At 31.4% G+C, this 22258-nt stretch carries 19 protein-coding genes; 5 read left to right on the top strand and 14 right to left on the bottom strand.

Annotation, left to right across the window (positions count from 1 at the left end; all coding sequences use genetic code 11):
* Nucleotides 1-6: 6 nt before the first annotated feature.
* Together mraY and HA140_RS09315 are read right to left on the bottom strand one after the other, a co-directional pair.
* Entirely contained in the window at nt 7-1083 is a 1077-nt protein-coding gene (gene mraY / locus HA140_RS09320; protein ID WP_209040809.1) for a phospho-N-acetylmuramoyl-pentapeptide-transferase, read from the bottom strand.
* Nucleotides 1067-1345, bottom strand: a complete 279-nt coding sequence (locus tag HA140_RS09315) for a DUF3134 family protein (protein WP_209040808.1) — start codon at nt 1343-1345, stop codon at nt 1067-1069. Before HA140_RS09315 ends, mraY begins: the two co-directional genes overlap by 17 nt.
* Nucleotides 1346-1629: 284 nt before the next feature.
* Here HA140_RS09315 and HA140_RS09310 point away from each other — a divergent pair, with 284 nt between their 5' ends.
* On the top strand, nt 1630-2844 hold the full coding sequence (locus HA140_RS09310; RefSeq protein WP_209040807.1) for an argininosuccinate synthase: 1215 nt from the start codon (nt 1630-1632) through the stop codon (nt 2842-2844).
* Between the two features lie 3 nt (nt 2845-2847).
* Here HA140_RS09310 and rpsF read toward each other — a convergent pair whose 3' ends face one another.
* Nucleotides 2848-3309 (bottom strand): 30S ribosomal protein S6, encoded by a 462-nt coding sequence (gene rpsF / locus HA140_RS09305; RefSeq protein ID WP_209040806.1) that lies wholly within the window; start codon nt 3307-3309, stop codon nt 2848-2850.
* Nucleotides 3310-3411: 102 nt separating this feature from the next.
* A complete protein-coding gene (locus HA140_RS09300; RefSeq protein WP_209040805.1) occupies nt 3412-4272 on the bottom strand; it encodes a shikimate dehydrogenase in 861 nt (286 codons plus the stop codon).
* A 117-nt stretch (nt 4273-4389) separates the two neighbouring features.
* Here HA140_RS09300 and dnaK point away from each other — a divergent pair, with 117 nt between their 5' ends.
* Nucleotides 4390-6297 (top strand): molecular chaperone DnaK, encoded by a 1908-nt coding sequence (dnaK, locus tag HA140_RS09295; RefSeq protein WP_209040838.1) that lies wholly within the window; start codon nt 4390-4392, stop codon nt 6295-6297.
* Here the strand turns inward: dnaK and HA140_RS09290 are convergent.
* Entirely contained in the window at nt 6294-7376 is a 1083-nt protein-coding gene (locus tag HA140_RS09290; protein ID WP_209040804.1) for an FAD-dependent oxidoreductase, read from the bottom strand. The two genes, dnaK and HA140_RS09290, sit on opposite strands and share 4 nt — an antisense overlap.
* A 47-nt stretch (nt 7377-7423) precedes the next feature.
* Here HA140_RS09290 and purU point away from each other — a divergent pair, with 47 nt between their 5' ends.
* Nucleotides 7424-8278 (top strand): formyltetrahydrofolate deformylase, encoded by an 855-nt coding sequence (gene purU, locus HA140_RS09285; protein WP_209040803.1) that lies wholly within the window; start codon nt 7424-7426, stop codon nt 8276-8278.
* A gap of 10 nt (nt 8279-8288) precedes the next feature.
* On the opposite strand, the gene HA140_RS09280 is transcribed toward purU, so the two are convergent.
* Both HA140_RS09280 and acnB read right to left on the bottom strand, forming a co-directional pair.
* Nucleotides 8289-9647: a ClC family H(+)/Cl(-) exchange transporter gene (locus tag HA140_RS09280; protein WP_209040802.1), complete on the bottom strand. Its 1359-nt coding sequence runs from the start codon at nt 9645-9647 to the stop codon at nt 8289-8291.
* Nucleotides 9648-9656: 9 nt separating this feature from the next.
* Nucleotides 9657-12230: a bifunctional aconitate hydratase 2/2-methylisocitrate dehydratase gene (acnB, locus tag HA140_RS09275; RefSeq protein WP_209040801.1), complete on the bottom strand. Its 2574-nt coding sequence runs from the start codon at nt 12228-12230 to the stop codon at nt 9657-9659.
* Between the two features lie 97 nt (nt 12231-12327).
* On the opposite strand from acnB, the gene HA140_RS09270 reads away from it, so the two are divergent.
* A complete protein-coding gene (locus tag HA140_RS09270) occupies nt 12328-13395 on the top strand; it encodes a 3-deoxy-7-phosphoheptulonate synthase (protein ID WP_209040800.1) in 1068 nt (355 codons plus the stop codon).
* On the opposite strand, the gene HA140_RS09265 is transcribed toward HA140_RS09270, so the two are convergent.
* The 4 genes from HA140_RS09265 to HA140_RS09250 form a co-directional block, all read right to left on the bottom strand.
* A complete protein-coding gene (locus HA140_RS09265) occupies nt 13388-14029 on the bottom strand; it encodes a diacylglycerol/polyprenol kinase family protein (RefSeq protein ID WP_209040799.1) in 642 nt (213 codons plus the stop codon). The genes HA140_RS09270 and HA140_RS09265 overlap by 8 nt on opposite strands.
* A 5-nt stretch (nt 14030-14034) precedes the next feature.
* Nucleotides 14035-15054 carry an RpoD/SigA family RNA polymerase sigma factor gene (locus HA140_RS09260; RefSeq protein WP_012008570.1) on the bottom strand — a complete coding sequence of 340 codons (1020 nt, stop codon included), beginning with the start codon at nt 15052-15054 and terminating at the stop codon, nt 14035-14037.
* A 208-nt stretch (nt 15055-15262) separates the two neighbouring features.
* On the bottom strand, nt 15263-17341 hold the full coding sequence (ppk1, locus tag HA140_RS09255; RefSeq protein WP_209040798.1) for a polyphosphate kinase 1: 2079 nt from the start codon (nt 17339-17341) through the stop codon (nt 15263-15265).
* Complete coding sequence (locus tag HA140_RS09250; protein ID WP_209040797.1) at nt 17341-18609, bottom strand: MFS transporter; 1269 nt, start codon at nt 18607-18609, stop codon at nt 17341-17343. The genes ppk1 and HA140_RS09250 overlap by 1 nt, the downstream gene beginning before the upstream one ends.
* A gap of 57 nt (nt 18610-18666) precedes the next feature.
* On the opposite strand from HA140_RS09250, the gene cobA reads away from it, so the two are divergent.
* Nucleotides 18667-19470 carry a uroporphyrinogen-III C-methyltransferase gene (gene cobA / locus HA140_RS09245; protein ID WP_209040796.1) on the top strand — a complete coding sequence of 268 codons (804 nt, stop codon included), beginning with the start codon at nt 18667-18669 and terminating at the stop codon, nt 19468-19470.
* On the opposite strand, the gene HA140_RS09240 is transcribed toward cobA, so the two are convergent.
* The 3 genes from HA140_RS09240 to queC are packed head-to-tail and all read right to left on the bottom strand — an operon-like array spanning nt 19443 to nt 22254.
* The gene (locus HA140_RS09240) at nt 19443-20270 is read right to left on the bottom strand and encodes an aminotransferase class IV (RefSeq protein WP_209040795.1); all 828 of its coding nucleotides are present in this window, start codon (nt 20268-20270) and stop codon (nt 19443-19445) included. The two genes, cobA and HA140_RS09240, sit on opposite strands and share 28 nt — an antisense overlap.
* On the bottom strand, nt 20267-21583 hold the full coding sequence (locus HA140_RS09235) for an anthranilate synthase component I family protein (RefSeq protein ID WP_209040794.1): 1317 nt from the start codon (nt 21581-21583) through the stop codon (nt 20267-20269). Before HA140_RS09235 ends, HA140_RS09240 begins: the two co-directional genes overlap by 4 nt.
* Entirely contained in the window at nt 21580-22254 is a 675-nt protein-coding gene (gene queC, locus HA140_RS09230; protein ID WP_209040793.1) for a 7-cyano-7-deazaguanine synthase QueC, read from the bottom strand. The genes HA140_RS09235 and queC overlap by 4 nt, the downstream gene beginning before the upstream one ends.
* Between the last annotated feature and the right edge of the window lie 4 nt (nt 22255-22258).

Below are 22258 nucleotides of genomic sequence, written 5' to 3'. Positions count from 1 at the left end.
AAATTTTTAGAGATTAATTTTTAAAACTATACCTAAAATTACGAGTAAAATGTTGATTTTCCAGAAATTTTCCACTATTTTTTGTTCCTTAACTCCTTTAAGTTCAAAATGGTGGTGTAGTGGAGCCATTAAAAATATTCGTTTACCTCTGTTAAATAATTTTTTCGTTATTTTAAAAAATCCTACTTGTATTATTACTGATAAAGATTCAATAATGAATATTCCTGAGAAAATAGATAAAGTAAAAATGCTATTAGTTAATAATGCTATAGAACCTAGAATTGCTCCAATACTTAAAGATCCTGTATCACCCATAAATATTTTTGCAGGATAACTATTGTATTTGAGAAATCCTAAACAAATTCCCGACATTGAATAACATAAGAGACTAAAAACAATAAGTTCCTGCTGTTCTTTTATTAATATTTCTGTCCCTAATCCATAAAAGACAATTGCACTACATCCAGTTGCAAGTCCATCTAGTCCATCAGATAAATTTACCGAATTACTTAATCCTACTAAGACTAAAAAAGAGATGGGAAATATAAATATGCTAGTGTTTATTCCCCAAGAGTTTGATACTGCAATAAATGGATTTATTAAATCTTTTTGATAAGCTAAAAATATAAAAATTATTGAAATGATACTTTGTAAAATAAATTTCTCTTTTGACTTTAATCCTGTATTTTCATTGTTTTTAATACTTAAATAATCATCTAAAAATCCTATAATAAAAAAAGAAAAAATAGTAAGTAATAAAATTAATAATTTTATGGAGCCTAAATTTATAGTTATTATCAAAAGAAGAATTAAAAAAGGGATTATCATAAAAATCCCGCCCATTGTTGGGGTATCACTTTTTTTAAAGTGATTAGTTGGACCTTCAGTTCTAATTTTTTGAAGTAAATTAAATTTTTTGATTATCTTTAGACCATTATTTATGGCGAATAAAGAAATAAAAAAAAATAATGAATAAAATCCTATAAAAATAAAATTATTAAAAAAATAAGATGTAACTATTAAAGCAAAAGTAATTAATATTAATAAAGATTTAAAATTAAACTTTTTAATCTTCCCAATCATCTTCTGAAGGGTCTTCTTCAGTTTTATAATCTTCTTTTTCTCCCATTAGGGCTGATAGTTCTTCTTCTTCTATCGTACTAATCTCTTGTGAATCTCCTTCTTTTTCTGCAATAAGTCTTCCTGTATTTTCAAGCCAAGATAATAGATCAGGTTCATCTCTTAATGGCAAAACAGGAGCCGCATCATCTCTGTGATAGCAAGTTAAAGCAGGGTTGACTTCAGAAATATCGTCCAATCTAAGTTTTAATTTATTTGAATCCATTAAAATTATGTTCTTTATATATAAGATAATACATAATGGTGCACACGAAAAACTTTGTTATATAAAGGAAATTTAAAATACTTTTCTATCTGGCTAATTTCTTTGTTCTTGTCTGGATTATTTAAACTTATTGGATACTTAAATCCTAATGTTTTAATAATTAATAACTTTCTTCCATTATTACTAGTTTTTGGTCCAGCTCTTTTAGTTACAATAATATTAGCTTTTAAAAAGTTTTCAAATTCTTAATTACGTCAAAATTTAAATCTATGGAGCAAATTTAGATGCAGCAGGTAAAAAAAGTTGTATTAGCTTATTCTGGCGGCGTAGATACGAGCGTTTGTATTCCATATTTAAAAAATGAATATGGAATTTCAGAAGTGGTTACTTTTGTGGCAGATCTTGGACAAGGGGAGGATTTAGAACTTATTAGGCAAAAAGCTTTAAATTCTGGTGCATCTAAATCAATAGTTGGTAATTTAGTTAATAGTTTTGTTGAGAAATATGCTTTCCCAGCCATAAGGGCAAACGCATTATATTTAGATAAATATCCTTTATCTACTGCCCTTGCGAGACCTTTAATTGCTGAAAATCTCGTTGATATTGCTCGAGAGATAAATGCCGATGCAGTTGCTCATGGATGCACAGGTAAAGGGAATGATCAAGTGCGGTTTGATTTGGCAATAAATGCTTTAGGCCCTGATTTAAAAATAATTACTCCTGCAAGAGAGTGGAATATGAGTAGAGAAGAGGCAATAGAGTATGGAGAAAAATTTGGCATTCCTGCACCGGTATCAAAAAAATCACCATATTCGATAGACGTTAACTTACTTGGCAGGAGTATTGAAGCAGGCATATTAGAAGACCCAATGCAAGAAGCACCTGAAGATATATTTTCGATGACATCATCAATTGATAATTCACCTGATTCTTATCAAGATATAGAAATTGTTTTTAAAAATGGGTTTCCAGTTGGAATTAATGATGAATTTTTAACTCCATTAGAGATTATTCAAAAAACTAATCATCTTGCTGGTAAGCACGGTTTTGGAAGAATTGATATGATTGAAGATCGAGTAGTAGGAATTAAAAGTAGAGAGATTTACGAAACACCTGGCCTCTTACTTTTAATCAAAGCTCATAAAGAATTAGAGAGTATAACATTAAGCCCAAATGTTGTCGATTTTAAAGGAATAGTGGAAAAAAAATGGGGTCAACTAGTTTATCAAGGTTTTTGGTTTGGACCTCTTAAAGAAAGTTTAGATGCATTTATATCATCGACTCAAACTTCAGTTAATGGAAGAGTAAAGATTAGACTTCATAAGGGGAACGCAATAGTAATTGGGAGAATGTCGGAAAATAATTCACTTTACAGGGAAGATTTGGCAACTTACAGTAAAGATGATGTCTTTAATCATTCTCTAGCAGAGGGTTTTATTTATATGTGGGGTATGTCTAATAAAATTTGGGCTGAGTTAAATTCAAAAACGAAAGATTAATATTTAAGATTCTGTATTTTCTTTAGTTTTAGTATCATCTTTTTCCGAAGTTGAACTATCTGCACTTGCTACTGGTTGTTTTTCTTTAGATTCATCTTTGTCATTTGGATTATCTTTATTCTCTGATTGAGATGTACTCTTATTCGAAGGTCTTGGGGTCGGTAAAGGACCTTCTTGTTTAACGGTCATGTATCTAATAACATCTTCACTTAGTCTCATTGCCTTTTCAATTTTGAAAATATGTTGCCCATCACCTTGATGACTTAATTGCACGTAAATTCCTTCTCTATGTTTTGCTATTTGATAGGCTAATCTTCTCTTGCCTCTCATTTGGCTATCAAGAATGGTACCGCCAAATTCTTCTAAGAGCTTATTATATTTATCAATGTGATTAGTTACTTCATCTTCCGCAATGTCTGGGCGGAGGATATACATGGTTTCGTAATAAGATTGTTGATCGATCATGGTTTCAGACGAGGTCTTTGGCTCATAAATTGATGTATGAGCGTCTGTTCATTATTTACCATACATTATTAGAGGCAATTTCTTAACAAAAAGGATCATTTTTTAAAGATATTTTTTTAGTGCGTCATTCATTACATGAAAAGGTACTTCTAAACCATCTGTCCAAAATGTTATTGATTTCATTCCTTGAGCAACAAGCATTTCCAAACCATTTATAGTCATGCATCCTTTTTTGGCGCTAAATTTTAATAAAGGAGTTAGGGCAGGATTGTAGATTAAATCATAGACAATTGTTTTTGAGTTAAGAGATCTCCAAAAAGCTTCGCCATATGGCAATTCATTATTTTCAGATCTAGTTGTTTTCATCCCTACAGGTGTTGTATTTACAATCAAATCTGCTTCCCGAATTAAAATTTGGGCTTGATCATCAGTATTTAATAAACCCTGCAGTTGATTTTGATTATCAAAGTTTTTTATTAATTCATTTAGTGATGATCTATTACGCGATATTACTGAAATTGTTGAAAGATTTAAATCTATTAAACCTTGAATAACGGATCTTGCTGCACCCCCTGAGCCAATAATTATTGATTTTTTCTTAGCTAAGTTTAAATTTTTTAATGGATAAATAAATCCCTCTACATCAGTATTAGTTGCGCTCCATTCTTTTTCAGAATTTAATTTCAGGGTATTTATTGCTTTAAGTTTGTTAGCAATAGGTGAGATTTCACTACAAAGGTTAAATACTTTTTCTTTGTGTGGAATTGTAATGTTTAAACCTTTGCAATTAATCTTTTTAAAAGTATTTAGAACTAATTCTAAATCTTCATTTTTACAGGGTATGGCAATATAGATTAAATCTAAGCCTAAATATTGAAAGGCAGCATTTTGCATAATTGGCGATAAAGAATGGCTGATTGGATTACCAATTAATGCTATGAAAGATGTCTTACTTGAAATCATGTTTAGAATTTTTTTCTTAAAAATACTGTTCTGTTCGGGAACCACACCCCGTCTTTGAGTAACAATAATGACGACGATGACCGATCATGGAGAATAACAAATATTGAGAATTTACCCATGGGTAAGGTTGTAGGAATTGATTTAGGAACAACTAATAGTTGTGTCGCTGTAATGGAAGGTGGTAAACCTACTGTAATAGCAAATGCCGAGGGTTTCAGAACCACTCCATCAGTTGTTGCATATACTAAAAATCAAGATCAACTTGTTGGACAAATAGCAAAAAGACAAGCTGTAATGAATCCTGAAAATACTTTTTATTCTGCAAAACGCTTTGTTGGGAGAAGGGTTGATGAAGTTAATGAAGAATCTAAAGAAGTTAGTTATTCTGTTGAAAAATCTGGTTCTAGTGTTAAATTGAAATGCCCTATTTTGGATAAACAGTTTTCTCCAGAAGAGGTCAGTTCTCAAGTTTTAAGAAAGTTAGCAGATGATGCGGGTAAATATCTTGGTGACAAAGTTACACAAGCTGTAATTACAGTTCCAGCTTATTTTAACGATTCCCAAAGACAGGCTACGAAAGATGCTGGAAAGATTGCAGGTTTAGAAGTCCTCCGAATTGTTAATGAACCAACTGCTGCGGCTTTAGCATATGGTTTGGATAAAGAAAATGAAAAAATTCTTGTTTTTGATTTAGGAGGAGGTACATTTGATGTCTCAGTTATTGAAGCTGGTGATGGAGTTACCGAGGTTTTGTCCACGTCTGGAGATACACATTTAGGTGGTGATGACTTTGATCGATGCATCGTAGATCACTTAGCTAATACTTTTAAATCAAATGAGGGAATTGATCTTAGACAAGATAAGCAAGCTTTGCAAAGATTGACTGAAGCTGCTGAAAAAGCGAAAATAGAACTCTCAAATGCTACACAAAGTGAAATAAATTTACCTTTTATTACGGCGACTCCCGAGGGACCAAAACATTTGGATCTGAACCTTACTAGAGCAAAGTTTGAGGAATTAGCAGCTTCTTTAATTGATAGGTGTAAGACCCCAGTTGAGAGAGCTATAAGTGACGCAAAAATTTCTACTAGTGAAATTGATGAAGTTGTTATGGTTGGAGGATCATCTAGAATTCCTGCTGTTTTAGATCTAGTTAAAAAAATAATTGGTAAAGAACCAAATCAAACTGTAAATCCTGATGAGGTAGTAGCTGTAGGAGCTGCAATTCAGGGAGGAGTTTTAGCAGGGGAGGTTAAAGATATATTGTTGCTCGACGTTACTCCACTTTCTTTAGGTGTAGAAACTTTAGGTGGAGTAATGACAAAAATGATAAATCGAAATACTACAGTACCTACAAAAAAATCTGAAACATATTCAACTGCTGTAGATGGTCAAACAAATGTTGAAATACACGTTTTACAGGGTGAGAGAGAAATGGCTTCTGATAACAAAAGCTTAGGAACCTTTAGATTGGATGGAATACCTTCAGCACCAAGGGGGGTACCGCAAATTGAAGTTACATTTGATATCGATGCAAATGGTATTCTTAGTGTTACCGCTAAAGATAAAGGAAGTGGCAAAGAGCAAAGTATTTCTATTACTGGTGCTTCAACTCTGTCTGATAATGAAGTAGAAAAAATGGTAAAGGATGCTGAATCAAATGCATCTGCAGATAAAGAAAAGAGAGAAAAAATCGATTTAAAAAATCAAGCTGAAACACTTGTGTATCAGACAGAAAAGCAACTTGGTGAGTTAGGTGACAAAATTGATGCTGCAGCAAAGTCTAAAGTTGAAGAAAAAAGTAATGCTTTAAAAGAAGCAATATCAAAAGAAGATTATGAATCAATGAAAAAACTTCTTGAAGAACTTCAGCAAGAGCTTTATGCAGTTGGTTCATCTGTTTATCAGCAACCAGGCAATCAGCCACCGTCACCTGGCGCAGCAGGCGGTCCTGATCAGAGTGATTCAAATGAAAAAGGCGGAGATGATGTAATTGATGCAGACTTTACTGAAACAAAAGATTAGTAAAGGTAATTTTTAATTTCATTAGCAACCCATTTAGAACAAACCGGAGCTAGTAAAATCCCATTTTTGTAAAAACCTGTACATACAATTAGTCCATCTTCAAGATTTTTCATTATTGGAGAAGGTTCACCATCTGGCTTTGACCTTATTCCGTACCATTTTTTTGAAATTTTTCCTTTAACCAGCCAATTTGGTTTTTCATCGAGAAAATTTGTGAGTTTTTCGAATGTATTTTTTCCTGGATTAGTACTATATTCGTCAGTTGATCCAATAATTAGCTTATTTTTTGATTTTGGAATTATATTTTTTCCATTTATATTGAATTGTTTTGGCAGCGATAATAAATCAACTTCTGCATCATTTATCTCAATTTCCATAGCTTGACCTAAAACAGGTTTTAATTTGATGTTGTGAGAGAGGTTATCTATTAAATCAATCGCTTTTAGTGAATTACACAAAATAACGATGTCAGATTTGATGTTTTCATTATTACTTGTTGTAGAAATCCATTGATTGTTTGATTTTCTTATTTTTATTATTTCTCCTTGTAAATAATTTACTTTTTTATGTTTTAGATATTTATCTAATGTTTGAAGTAATAATAAAGCATTTATTCTTCCATCTTTGAAGGAAATAATTCCTTTTATATTTTTTGTTTGGAAGGCTTTATTTATATTATTAATAAATATTGAGTCTCTTTCTAAAATTCGTAAGTCTTGATCATTAGTGTCATAAATAAATTTTTCAAATTTTTTGTACTTTTCTTCATTAGTAGTTAGTTGTATCAATGGTTTTTCAATATTTAATTCATAATTATATTTTTGCAAGAATGTAATCCATTGTGGCCATAATTCAATGCTTTGCTTCCTGAGATCCCAACTTCTACCCCTTCTTTTTTGATACATATTCCCCATTAGCAAGCCTAAAGCTGCATTGCTGCTATTTTGTAGTTGACTAGGATCTATTATTGTTATCTGGAATCCTAATTCTGATAATTCTAAGGCGTTAAATTTTCCAATAATTCCTGATCCAATAATAACTATATGTGCGTCTTGAAAATTTTCTTTTAAGCTTTTCATTGATATATTAGATATACTTTATTATTTGACTTAGTAGTTAAAGATTTTTGGAACATCCTTCAATTATATTCAAAATTGTTTGTCCCGATCGTCCTGGTCTTGTGAGTTTACTCACAAGTTGGATTTCAAATTACGGTGGCAACATAAAACATTCTGATCATCATACTGATCAAGATGCGGGTTTGTTTCTTAGTCGAATTGAATGGAATAGTAAAAATGCAATTTTTAACAGAGATGAAATTTATAAAGAATTTCAGAAAATTGCAAATCAAGTAAATGGAAAATTTAACGTAAATTATTCTGATGAAATTCCAAATGTTGCTATTTTCGTGAGTAAACAAAATCATTGTTTGATTGATTTGCTTTGGCGAGTAAGAAATGGTGAACTCAACATGAAAGTCCCGTTAATAATTTCTAATCATTCTGATCTTAAAAATATTGCAAATGACTTTAATGCAAAATTTGTCTATATTGATACCTTTAATACTGATAAATCTATTGTTGAAGATCAATTTTTAAATTTATTAAAACTATATGAAATTGATCTTGTTGTATTGGCTAAATATATGCAAATTTTGAGTGAGTCTTTTTTAAAAAAGTTTTCTTCAATAATAAATATTCATCATTCTTTCTTGCCTGCTTTTAAAGGTGGGCAACCATATCATCGAGCATGGAAGAGAGGTGTGAAATTAATCGGTGCTACTGCTCACTATGTTACTGAAGATCTAGATGAAGGTCCGATCATAGAGCAATGCACAGTTAATGTAAGTCATAGGGATGAAGTTGATGATTTGATCAGAAAAGGAAGAGATATTGAAAGAATAGCTTTAGCAAGAGCAGTTAGATTACATCTAAATCATCAAGTATTTGTTTATAACAGCAAAACTGCAGTTTTTGATTGAAGATAGTTTCTTAGTCTTCTAATTCTATTTGTATTTGTCTTTCATAAATTGATTCTTCATTAAAAGCTCTTGCTATCAAGAAACTGGCAATGCAGCTGATTAAGACAGGTTTCATTATTAATAAATTTTTTGTTAAAGCAAAAGCCAAAAACATTGCTGTTATTGGTGTTCGTGAACATCCTGCTACGAAAGCTCCCATTCCCGCAAAAATGTATGTACTTGGAGCGTGCCCTGTTGCAATTTCTACCCAGCTTCCCATTATTAGTCCGATTGACCCTCCTAAAGTAAGCATTGGATAGAATAATCCTCCAGGAGCTCCAGAAGCTGCAGCTAAACCTGTCGTGATAAATAGCACTAAAACTGCTAATAAAGCAATTCCAATACTTGTATTTTGTTCGGCTATTATTTTCTGCAATTCATCTAAATTATGAAATGTACTGGGTAAGCAAGAGTAGATACTTCCTAAAATAAGTCCACAGATACTCATTTTTAAAACAAATTTATTTTTATACCACTTTTTCCCAAGATTTTGCATTAATAAAACATATCTGCTGTACAATTCTGCAAATATCCCAATAATTATTCCTAGTAAAACTAAGTAAATAAAATCTACAGGTAAGAAAAAAACTGATGGGTCATATTCTTTTTGAATCAAAAATCCGAGGTTAAAATCAAAGCCTCCTGCTTTAGGATCTAAGCCCAATGCTTGAATAATATCAGCAGACGAATCTGCAATAAAAGTTGTAATTATTACTAATAGCAAAATTACTGGTTTAGCAGAGTTTAATAACTCTTCTATTGCATAGACAAACCCTCCTAATGGAGCGCTAAATACTGCGGCTATTCCAGCACCTCCACCTGCTGCTACTATTACTCTTCTGAAAGCTGCAGGAGCTTTGAGCCACTTGGCCATTTGCCAAGCCACTGATCCTCCCATTTGAACTGATGGACCTTCTGGACCCAAAGGGAATCCACTACCAATAGCAATAATTCCTGATATTAGCTTTACTAATCCTACTTTTAAGTTCATTGGAACTTTTTTATGTCTTAAGAAACCCATGATTTGACTAACACCCGAACCTTTTGCAGCAGGTGCTATATTTTTGATCAAATATCCTGCAATAGCTCCGCCTAGAGCTCCAAAAATAGGTAAGACCGCAATAGATGGGAATTGGTTTAATAATGCCAATCTCCAATTATTAATAAAATAGATTCCAGTTTTAAAAGATATGCTTGTAATTGAGGCCCCTAAACCTGTTAATAAGAGCGAAAATGCAACGACTAGAGATCTTTGCTTTAATAATTTTTTGATGCTACGAGAAGAATTATTACTTGTTTTTTGAATATTATCTTTTATAAAGTTTGGCATAGTCCATGATTACCTTGTCAAGCTGAAATCGTGAATTTCATCAAATTGAAGATAGCGATAAAGTTCATCTGAATATGGATTAATTTTATTTTTAGTAATATCCTGATATTCTTCAACTTCAGGTATTTTGCCAAGCAGTGCGCAAACTGCTGCTAATTCAGCGCTTCCTAAAAAGACTTGTGCATTCTTGCCAAGTCTATTGTCAAAATTTCTTGTACTTGTAGAAAAAACTACGGAACCTTCATCTACTCTGGCTTGATTTCCCATGCATAAAGAACATCCTGGTAACTCTAACCTTGCGCCACAATCTTCGAATATTTTATAATAGCCTTCAGCTTTTAGAGTTTCTTCATCCATTTTTGTTGGTGGACAAATCCATAATTTAGATTTTAAATTTTGAACACCTTCAAGAACTTTCGCAGCTGCCCTGTAATGACCAATATTTGTCATGCAAGAACCTATAAAAACCTCGTCAATATTTGTATTTGCAACATCAGTAATTTCTTTTACATTATCTGGATCGTTAGGGCAAGCAACTATCGGTTGTGTTACTTTTGCTAAATCAATTTCAATGATTTCTTCATACTGAGCGTTTAAATCTGGTTGAATTAATGATGGTTTTTTTAACCAATTTTTCATATCATTGATTCTTCTTGAAATCGATTTTGAATCTTCATAATTGCCCTCGATCATTTTTTCTAGCAGGCAAATATTGCTTCTTAAATACTCTTGAACTGTTTCTTGGGATAAAAGTATGGTGCTACCAGCGCATGAGCGTTCTGCAGTAGCATCAGTCAGTTCAAAAGCTTGTTCAAGTTTTAAGTTTGGTAAACCCTCAATTTCCATGATTTTACCGTTAAATATATTTTTCTTATTTTCTTTCTCAACAGTTAAGAGTCCTTTTTTAATTGCGAATAGAGGGATTGCATTTACTAAATCTCTCAGAGTAATTCCTGGTAATAATTCTCCATTAAATTTAACCAGTACAGATTCAGGCATATTTAATGGCATTGATCCTATCGCAGCGGCAAAGGCAACAATGCCCGAGCCTCCAGGAAATGAAATGCCAAGAGGAAATCTTGTATGACTATCTCCACCTGTACCAACAGTATCGGGGAGAAGCATTCTGTTAAGCCAACTATGAATTATGCCGTCTCCAGGCTTAAGAGCTACTCCTCCTCTTTGAGATATAAAGTCTGGTAATTCTTTATGGGTAACTAAATCTACTGGTTTAGGATATGCAGCTGTATGACAAAAACTTTGCATCACTAAATCTGCAGTAAACCCTAAACAAGCTAGTTCTTTTAGTTCATCTCTAGTCATTGGCCCAGTAGTGTCTTGACTGCCAACTGTGGTCATAATTGGCTCACAGGTCGTTCCTGGCCTAACTCCATCTAAACCGCATGCTTTGCCTACTATTTTTTGAGCTTGAGTAAAGCCGGCAGTTGTTTCAGTTGGATTTTGTGGTCTGGTAAATATTTCACTTGGTTGATAATTTAATTTGTTTCTAATTTTGTCCGTAAGAGATCGTCCAATCATAAGATTAATTCTTCCGCCAGCTTGAATTTCATCAGTAAGAGTTGATGGATACAAGTCGAATTTGCTTATTAATTCTTCAGCATTTGAATCTTTTTCAATTTTTTTAATAATGCCTTTATAAGGATATATTTTAATAATATCTCCTGTTTTCATATGAGATACGTCAGCTTCTATTGGAAAAGCTCCTGAATCTTGTGCAGTATTAAAGAAAATTGGGGCTATTTTGCTTCCAATTATTATTCCACCTGTTTTTTTGTTTGGAACAAAAGCGATATCTTCTCCTATATGCCAAATGAGTGAATTAATAGCAGATTTTCTTGAACTCCCTGTTCCAACAACATCTCCAACATAAGCTATCGGTAAATTTTGTTTTTTTAAATTATCAAGAATCTTTAGTCCATCAGGTTTTTTAAATTCCAACATTGCTAATGCATGCATCGGAATATCTGGGCGTGATGTTGCATGTACAGCCGGAGATAAGTCGTCTGTGTTTGTCTCACCGTCAACTTTAAATACTAAACAAGTAATCTCTTGCTCTAGAACTTTTTTATTTTTGAACCATTCTGCATTTGCCCAACTATTTATAACCTCTTTTGCATATATATTATTTTGGGATAATTCATAAATTTCGTTAGCTGAGTCGTAAACAAGAATAATATTTTTTAAAACGTCTGCTGCTTTTTTAGCAAGTAAACTATTTTCTCCTTTAAGTATTTCAACTAAAGAACTTACATTGTATCCGCCTATCATTGTTCCAAGTATTTCAATTGCTTTTTCGGGATTTATTGTTTTGCAATATTTTTCGGAATTAACAACAGCCGTAAGCCAGCTTGCTTTTACATAAGCAGCCTCATCAACTCCTGGTGGTACTCTATTTATTAATAAATCAAGTAAATAAGATGAATCGTAAGTACTATCTTGTTCTAATAATTGTGTAATGCAATTTGTTTGTTCAGCATTTAAAGGTAAAGGAGGTATACCTTTGGTAGCTCTTTCAGCTACGTGAACTGAATAATCTTTTAGCAATGTTTCCAAATTCTTCATTAGTAAGGTTTAATGCCTAATCTATTGTTATTTTTAATATTGAAAAGGAGAGTATTCATAAATGCTTTTTTAAATATTCAAACTTCTTAATTAATCAATGACGACTTCATCAAATAATTCTGCTTTAGAAAAGACATCAGATTTACATGTTGTTGAGACACGTCCATTAATACCTCCAAGTAGATTACATAATGATATACCTTTAGATCACGCCTCTGCTAGTACAGTATCTAAAACAAGAAGATCGATACAAAATATTTTGCATAATAATAATCAGAAGCTTTTAGTCATTGTTGGTCCATGTTCAATTCACGATTTAGAGGCGGCAAAAGAATATTCAAAATATATTCAAAACTTTCGAGAAATTTATAAAGATAAATTAGAAATAATCATGAGAGTATATTTTGAGAAACCAAGAACAACTATTGGTTGGAAGGGATTGATAAATGATCCTCATCTAGATAATTCTTATGATATTAATACAGGTTTAAGAAGGGCAAGAAGTTTGCTTTCATATTTAGCAATTCGTGGAATTCCTTCTGCTACAGAATTACTCGATCCAATTGTTCCTCAATATATTGCCGATTTAATAAGCTGGACAGCCATAGGCGCGCGGACCACTGAAAGTCAGACTCATCGAGAAATGGCATCAGGATTATCAATGCCTATAGGTTTTAAAAATGGTACTGATGGTTCTTTTACTACTGCAATAAATGCAATGCAATCAGCTTCAAAATCTCATCATTTTTTAGGTGTAAATCAAAATGGAATGGCATCTATTATAAATACAACAGGTAATCCAGATGGACATATAGTTTTAAGAGGCGGTTCAAAAGGCCCAAATTTTGAAAGTCAACATGTTAACAGAATTTCTTCTGAATTGAAGCAATCTAATCTTCCAAATAAAGTGATGATTGATTGTAGTCATGGTAATTCCAATAAAGATTATCGTAAACAGTCGGAAGTTCTAAAAAATATAGCTTCTCAACTTAGAAATGGTGAAAAAAATATTTTAGGAGTTATGCTTGAAAGTCATTTGAAGGAAGGAAATCAAAAACTTTTAAAAAAAGAGGATCTCCAGTTTGGCAGAAGCATTACAGATGCATGCATAGATATTGAAACAACAAAAGAATTACTCGCTATTTTATACAATTCACTTAGCTAGTTATAAAAAAATTAAAAAATAATGCTGAAGAAATTGGAACAACGAAATTATCTATCCCTAAAATACTAAATTGTTCGAGCAAAGTCGCAAAAAAAGCTATTGTAAAATAATTTAAATTTAAACTATTATATTGGGTGTATCCTATTGAGCAAACTACTATCAAACTTGTTAAAAACATTGTGATAGTGCCATATAAAGATTTTTTTTGTTTAAAAAGAACCCAACTCTTGGAGTTAAAGCTTTTTCCTATCAATCCAGCCAATCCATCACCAAAAGTCATTATGAAAAATCCAGTAATTAATGCATATGGATTTTTGTCCCAGAAAAGATAAATCAAAATAAATAAACTTAGACAATAAAATAATGTTCCATAACTCTTTCTCTCAACATCCTCAATTGTTGGAAATAATTTATAGTTGTAATTGATGAAAACCATTAATGAAACAATTCCTGTAAAAACCAGAGCAGAGTTTTGATTAATTTTTAAAAGTTGAGCAATTGGTATTAAAGGTCCTATTCCAATATGTATTATTTTTCTGACGATTTCTCTGCTATTTGCATTATATTTTTTAAAAACTATTGATATTAGAAAAATTGAAAATAAATATAATAAAATTACAGTAAATTTTATCAATTTGGTTAAGCTGCTTTTTGATGAGTTGTCATTACTCTAAGTTTTAATATTGCTTTAGCTTCTAGTTGCCTTACTCTTTCTCGTGAAACATTAATTTGTCTTCCTATTTCTGCGAGTGTTAATGGTTCTTCACCATCTAGACCAAATCTGAGTTTCATTATTTTTTGTTCTCTTTCATTTAATTGAGAAAGCCAAGTTCCTAAATGCTCTTTTTGAATAGTTCTATCCATACCTTCCATAGGCTCTTCACAGTTTGGATCAGGTATGAGTTCTCCAAGAGTACTTCTATCTTCTTCGCCTCTTGCGTGAGCATCTAGGGAGGCGCAAGGAGCACTTTGCGAAATTAAATCTTCTAAATCCTTTTGATCTATGCCCATTTCAGTTGCCATTTCCAATCTAGTAGGTTGTCTGCCAAATTTATGTGATAATTCTCTCGAGACTCTTCTCATTTTGGATAGTTTTTCACTTATGTGAATAGGCAAACGGATTGTTCTTGCACTGTTATCAATAGCTCTTGTCATTCCTTGCCTAATCCACCAGTAGGCATAAGTTGAGAATTTATATCCCATAGCAGGATCAAATTTATCTACAGCTCTTTCAAGGCCAATAGCACCTTCTTGGACAAGATCTAATAATTCAAGCCCTTGGTTTTGGTATTTTTTTGCAACAGAGACAACAAGCCTAAGATTAGCTGCCATCATTCTATCTCTGGCTCTTTTACCAATTTTAATTTGATAAAGATTTCGTTGCGTTCTTTCAGTTTCAGGAATTTGCAGCAACTTTTTCATGTTCTGAACATGATGAGCTAACTCAATTTCCTCTGCTGGAGTCAAAAGAGGTACTCTGCCAATGCTACTTAAGTAATAGCCAATAGAATCCGAAGCGAGTCTGCCAGATTTTTTTTGGCTTTGTTTTGCCGTAAGACTGGATTTCGATTTGCGAGACTTGCCCGCAGTGTTTGGTAATCTTGGCTCATCAAAATTATTATCTGATGAGCTTTTCGCAGATTCCAGAGGGATCCCCATCACCCTGGCCTCCTAAATAATGGATTTTTTAAAAAGCTAGCACTGAAATTGAAATAAAAACTACTTTTACGTTGAAATTTTAAAGACAAAAAATTTTTTTTTAAAGCTTATTTCTTGAAATCCATTGATATGAGCTGATTTTATAAAAAATAAAAAAAATTTAAAATATTAAGTATTTTTTTAAATGTTGTAAAAATCAATATTAATTTTATTTTTCTATGAGGTCAATTTGCGAACGATTGTCTGATGAATCTAATTCATATTTCGAATAAGAACCATCTTCTTTCATTATCCAAGAAAAGTAATCATCTTTAATGTAAGTTTGCAAAAGCGAGTATATTTTAGATTTCAATTCATAATCCTCTATCGGAGTAACAGCTTCTATTCTTCTATCAAGATTTCTTCTCATCCAATCTGCACTCCCAATAAAAACCTCATTATCACCTTTATTACAAAACCAAAAAATTCTTGAGTGTTCAAGAAAATGGCCAATAATGCTTATAACTTGAATATTTTCACTTAAATTTTTTCTTTGGGGATATAAGCAACAAATACCTCTTATGATAAGACTAATTTTTACTCCTGATTTTGAAGCTAAATAAAGAAGTTTAATTATTTCTGGATCTACTAAAGAATTCATTTTTGCAATTATTTCGGCTTTTTTGCCTTCCTCTGCATTTGTAATTTCTCTTTTTATTAGAAATATAAATTTCTCTCTCATCGATGAGGGAGAAACTAATAACTTTTGATAACTTTTTTGTTTAGAAAAACCTGATAAATAGTTAAATAACTCAAGTAAATCTGATGCAATATCAGGATCCGTTGAAAGCAATCCTAAATCTGTATAAAACTTTGAAGTATTAGAGTTATAATTCCCAGTTCCAATATGGAAATAATTCCTTAATCTTCCTTTTTCTTTCCTTACTATCAAAGCTATTTTTGTATGTGTTTTAAATCCTATGATTCCATATACAACATGAATTCCTGCTTGTTCAAGTTGTTTTGCCCATTGAATATTATTGTCTTCATCAAATCTTGCTTTTAGTTCAACAAGAGTCATGACTTCTTTCCCATTCTCTGCAGCTCTCATTAAAGCTGCAATGATAGGGGAATCATTGGAAACTCGATATAAAGTAATTTTTATAGCCATTACAAGTGGATCATCAGCTGCTTTGTTTATAAATTCTTCAACTGAAGTTCTAAATAAGTCGTATGGATGATGAAGCAGAATATTTTTTTTTCTAAGGATGTTAAAAATAGAATTGAGGTTTTTGTTTGAAGGTAAATCTAAATTTTTTAATTTGGGGTGAGTTTTCCCAATTAGTAGATTTTCTTTTAGATCATTTCTATTAATTTTTGTAAGCTGATTTAAATCGTCAAGGCCTAAAAAACTTTTGGAAAAGTAAATATACTCTTTTTGTATTGATATACTTTCAATGAGTAATTTCAGAATATTTTCTGGCATATCCGATTCAACTTCTAATCTAACTACGTCTCCACCTAATCTTCTCTTTTGCAAACTTTGTTCAACTGCCAAAAGAAGATCATCAGCTTCAAGTTCTTTTAATTCTAAATCCGCATCCCTTGTCACTCTAAAAAAAGAGTAATTTATACATTCCATTCCGTTAAATAAATTATTTATATTATTTCCAATTAAATCTTCAACGCTTATGAAAAAATATGTACTTTCATCATCACATTGAATAATTTCATTGGGAATTTGTATAAATCTATTTATATTTTTTGTTGGTATTTTTACTCTGACAAATTGATTTTTAGAATTTTCCCCATCTCTTATTAGAGCTGCCAAATTTAGACTCAAATTACTTATAAAGGGAAATGGATGTGCCGGATCAACAACTAAAGGAGTTAATAAAGGGAAAATAGAGGTAGTAAAGAAGTTATCACACCAATTTCTTTGATTTTCACTTAGGTCCTTATATTTTTTTAAAATTACACCTTTTTCTTGTAATTCATTATTTAATTCATTATTTACATAGTTTTCTTGAAGACTAGTTAATTTTTTTACTTCTTTGTTGATTTTTGTTAATTGCTCTTTAGGGGTTAATCCATCAATACTTTTTTTAGTAATTCCTGCTTCAACTTGAGCCTTTAAGGAAGCTACCCTTACCATAAAAAATTCATCTAGATTATTACTAAAAATTGAACAAAATTTTACTTTATCTAGGATTTTGTACTCCTTTTCCATACCAGTTAGGAGCACTCTTTTATTGAATTCAATCCAACTTAATTCTCTATTAATAAAAACATCAGCCTGGCTTTTCATTAAGATACTTTTGAATTTTGATTGCTAAAAGAATTATTATTTTTACCCTCTGCAATAAGGTATATCATGAAAAGTAAGATAACGGAACCAGCTATAAAAGGTGATCTAGGCCCAAAACTATCATAAACCCTTCCGGCCATTGCAATTCCTAAAACCCCTCCAAGACTCTGCAGGCCCTGAAGGTTACTTAGAATTGAGCCTTGTTTATCAACGTCTAATTTCTTTGATATTAGTGCTCTTAACGTGGGCGTAATTAATCCTGCCCCAATGGCTAAAAATGAAACAGCTGAATAAATATTAATTGTCGCATTTTCTTTTGGAGCAGTTATTAAAAGAGCACACGCTACAAGAATAAAGCCTGATCCGATAAGTGTTAATCGCATTTCGCCAAATTGCTTTACCAGAGGGCCAATTAACCCACCCTGAACGATAATCGCAATGATTCCTACGACAACAAGAGTTCCGCTTGATGCTTTCGTCGTCCAGTTTAAAGATTCTTGGAGGAAAAATATAAGGATGTTAGTCAATCCAGTAAAAGCAATAAAGTAAATGAAAAAAGCTAATGATAATTTTTTAATTTTTTCTTCTTTGAAAACTGTAAATAAAGATTTTAACGGGTTTTTTAAAACAGTTTTTGATTTATTTTTTTTACTATTAGGCTTGGTTTCTGGTAAGAAAAAAAATACAAGGATAAAATTTATTATTGGAATGATTGAAGCTATCAAAACTGGAATAATAAAATTATTATTTGTATTTCTTGCAAAAATTACAACAAAAATATTACCTAAGAAAAAACTTAAACCAAAAGCTACACCAATAAGACCAAATGTTTTTGCTCTTTTTTCAGGGCTTGAAATATCCGCAAGAATTGTTGTAGCAGTAGCTGCAGTCCCCCCACTTAAACCGTCAATAAGTCGCGCTAAAAATAATAAAAATAACGGGATAGTGGCTATTGAATTTGACCAATTAAAAAGAACTGTAAAAGATAATATTGATATTCCTATTACTGAACCAGTAATACAAAAAAGAGTGACAGGTCTTCTTCCATATCTATCACTCATAAGTCCTATAAAAGGAGAAGCTGTAAACTGAGCTAATTGGTAAGTGCATGATAATAAACCATATGTACTTGCTTTAGAGTCAAAAAGTAAAACAAAAGAGGGTAATATGGGTAAAAGTATACTTTCACTTAAACGATCATTTAGAAGAGTGATAAATGCACTGAGGAGAGTAAATTTTTTATTTGGTTTTAATAAACTTTCTTTCACAATATTTACCTTCATTGCGATTAACTTTTACTACCATACTTGTTAATGGAGATTATTGTGCCCGGAATTGTTTATTTAGTTGGAGCAGGTCCTGGTGATCCTGAGCTTTTGACTCTTAAAGCTTTACGCCTAATAAAAAATTGTGATGCATTAGTCCATGATGCTTTAATCCCGGATGAAATAACAAAACAGGCAGGAAAAAATACAGAAATTTTCCATGTAGGCAAAAGAGCTGGGAAGTGTTCTGTACCTCAGGCTGAAACTAATGATCTTATTTTGAAATTAGCAAAAGAAGGCAAAAATGTTGTAAGGCTAAAAGGGGGAGATCCATTCGTTTTTTCTAGAGGTGGTGAAGAGGTATCGATTTTAGAAAAAAATGGAATTCCAGTTGAAATCGTTCCTGGTATTACCTCTGGAATAGCTGCTCCTACATATTTTGGTATTCCACTAACTCATAGAGATGCTGCGAGTTCCGTAACTTTTGTCACTGGACATGAGCGTGTAGATAAGGAAAAAAAGACAGTGAATTGGAGAGATTTAGCTAAATCATCAGATAGCTTAGTAATTTTTATGGGTATAAAAAATATTGAATTTATTGTGGAAGAATTAATTCTAGGTGGTTTAGATAAGAGTACTAAATGCGCTGTTATTCAAGAAGCTACTTTAAAAAATCAAAAATGTTTGATAGAGAAATTAGATAATCTTCCAGATAAAATCAAAGATAAAGAATTTTTAGCTCCATCAATTATCATTATTGGAAAAATTGTTGAATTTAAGGTTAATAACAATATAACTAAAGTATCTGATGTTTATTTACCAGATATTAATAAAGTTCAACTATATAATAAATCCCAAAAGTAAATTGGATCGAATTTAGGTTTAAGGTTTAAATCATTAACTTGATTAATTTGTCTGCAAGATAAGCTATTAATTGCAATGATTATGTCATCATTTTTAAATTCTGGAGTAATTAATTCTTCTTTTACAATTTTCAATTTCAAAGCTTCAGAAACCATAATCCCCTCTAAACAGCCGCTCTCTTTTCTAGGAGTTATCCATTGATTATTTCTTTTAATTAGAAGATTAAATGTACTTCCACAACAAAGTTCACCTGACGTATTTAAAAGGATAGAATCATCAAATGATTTTTCATTAGCTTCTGTCAAAACTTGTATTGCCTGATTATATGAAAATGTTTTGCATTTACTTATAAGACTGAATTCATTTATTTTTTCCGTTTGACTAATGCAAACGCTTATTGGGTTAAAATTTGGTTTGATTCTATAGAACTCAAGCCATAAATTATCTAAATCTTTTGTCTCTGAAGTGCTATCAATTTTTAGTGTTCGACCTTCATTAGTTCCTCGACTATAGTTTATTCTTACTGAAGCAAATTGATCATTTTTAAGAGATAACTTTTTAATTCCATCATCAATAAGTTGTCTCAATGTTAATTTATTTATTTTGAGATTAATATTTAAAATCTTGCTACTTTTTTCTAATCTTTTCAGATGTTCATCAATAAGAATAGGTTTGTTTTCTTTTATCAAAATGGTTTCAAATATACCATCAGCAAATTTTAATCCTCTATTATTAGCAGCAATAAATATTCTATCAATATCCAACCATTGATCCTTGTGCCAGCCTAATGTTTTAATCATTTTAGTGAATCAATTAATGGTAAAAGTTTCCACTTCAGTTCATCAGTTTCCTCTTCAGGGTTTGAATCAATAACTATTCCGCAACCAGCATATATATTGATTTTTTTATCTTTAATTAAAAATGATCTTATTAGTATATTGCTGTCAAACTCTCCATTCCAATCAAGCTTTAAAAATGACCCACAGTATGGTCCGCGTTCACATTCTTCTAATTCAAAAAGTCTCTGGCATGATCTTAATTTAGGTGCTCCCGTTATAGAGCCCCCAGGCCAACAAGCTTTTAGTAAATCAATCCAGTTCTTGTCTTTTTTTAATTTGCCCCTTATTACTGAAGTTAGATGATGAACTTTTAAGAAACTTTCAAGTTTTAATATTTCCGGCACAATAATACTGCCTGTTTCGCAAACTTTACTTAAATCATTTCTTATAAGGTCGACAATCATAATGTTTTCGGCTCTATCTTTTTCGTTTGTTATTAAATCGATAGCATTAAGTGCGTCTTGATTTAAATCTTTATCTCTGGATCTAGTTCCTTTGATAGGTCTTGATTCTACAAAATTCTTATTATCTATTTTTATAAATCTTTCTGGTGATGTAGATAATACAGCCTCTTTATAATTATCATTATTTATTATTATTCCTCCGAAGGGAGCTCTTAATTTTCTTCTTATTTTCAAATAAATATCTAGAGGATTATAGTTTTTGGAAGACTTAATTTCGCATTTAGTTGTTAGGTTTGCTTGAAATATATCCCCTAGGGAAATTAATTTTTTCAATTTTAAAATATTTTTCTGAAATTTTTCAGCCATTTCGTCCAAATTTATTTTTGAAAAATCAAAATTCAAATTTGTTTTAATAATATTTTCTTCTTCAATATTTTTTATATTATTGATTATGTTTTTATAATTTATCAGTTCAGATAAGTTTGTGCCTTCGATAATTATTTCTTTTTTTATTAGATTACATTTGATGATTGGATCATATGATCCAATCCATAAAGTTGCCATATTAGATTTTCTCCATGGGTTTTTTGGTTCTATGTAAACTCCAGCTTCATAACTTAACCAACCGATCCAAAATCCTTTTTCAATATTTTTTAAATTATTAAATGGATTATTAGTTTTGTCTAAGTTATTGATATCTCTTGATTGAATTATTTTTTTAGGTTTAATTCCTATTATTGACCATTCCCCATTTTCTTTTCCATCACTGTCTAGCCAAGCTAATCCTTTATCTCCAAATTTTTTTGTTAGATGATGCGTAATCAATGCTGGATCTATCCATTTTTCTAAAATTAATTTTTCTATTTTCATTTTTTATTATTGTTATTAAGCCATTTTTCATAAGCGGCATTTCTAATTCTGCAGCTATCACACTCACCGCATGGTTTTGAATTACCCGAATAACAACTCCATGTTTTATCTAAAGGGACATGATTAGCAAAAGCTAATTTAATAATTTCCTCTTTATTTAAATCTAATAGTGGTGTCCAAAGTTTTATTGGATTATTTTCTCTTCCTCTTTTATTGGCTAAATCTGCTAATTCTTGAAATTTTTTAATGTAGTCAGGTCTGCAATCTGGATAACCAGAATAATCTAGTGCATTAACTCCTAATCCTATAAAATCAGCATCTATTGCTTCGGCATAACTTAGTGCAACGGAAATAAATATAGTATTTCTCCCAGGAACATAGGTATTAGGAATTTTATTAGTTTGTACTCCTTCCTTCGGAATATTTTTTTGAGTATCAGTTAATGAAGAGCCTCCCCATAAAGATAAGTCAAGCTTAATGATTTTAAATTCTTCGATATTAAAGTGTTTTGCAATTATTGATGCAGAATTTAATTCTTTTTTATGACGTTGACCGTAGTCAAATGAAAGGCCAAAAATTTTAGCTTCGGTTTTTTTTGCGATACCAGTAACTGTAGAAGAATCTATACCTCCAGATAATAAAACTACTATCGATTTATTTTTAAGATTCATATGA

Source organism: Prochlorococcus marinus CUG1417, assembly GCF_017695975.1.
In the GTDB taxonomy this organism is placed as follows: Bacteria; Cyanobacteriota; Cyanobacteriia; order PCC-6307; family Cyanobiaceae; genus Prochlorococcus_A; species Prochlorococcus_A marinus_AG.
This window is presented reverse-complemented; position numbering and strand designations above follow the sequence as displayed.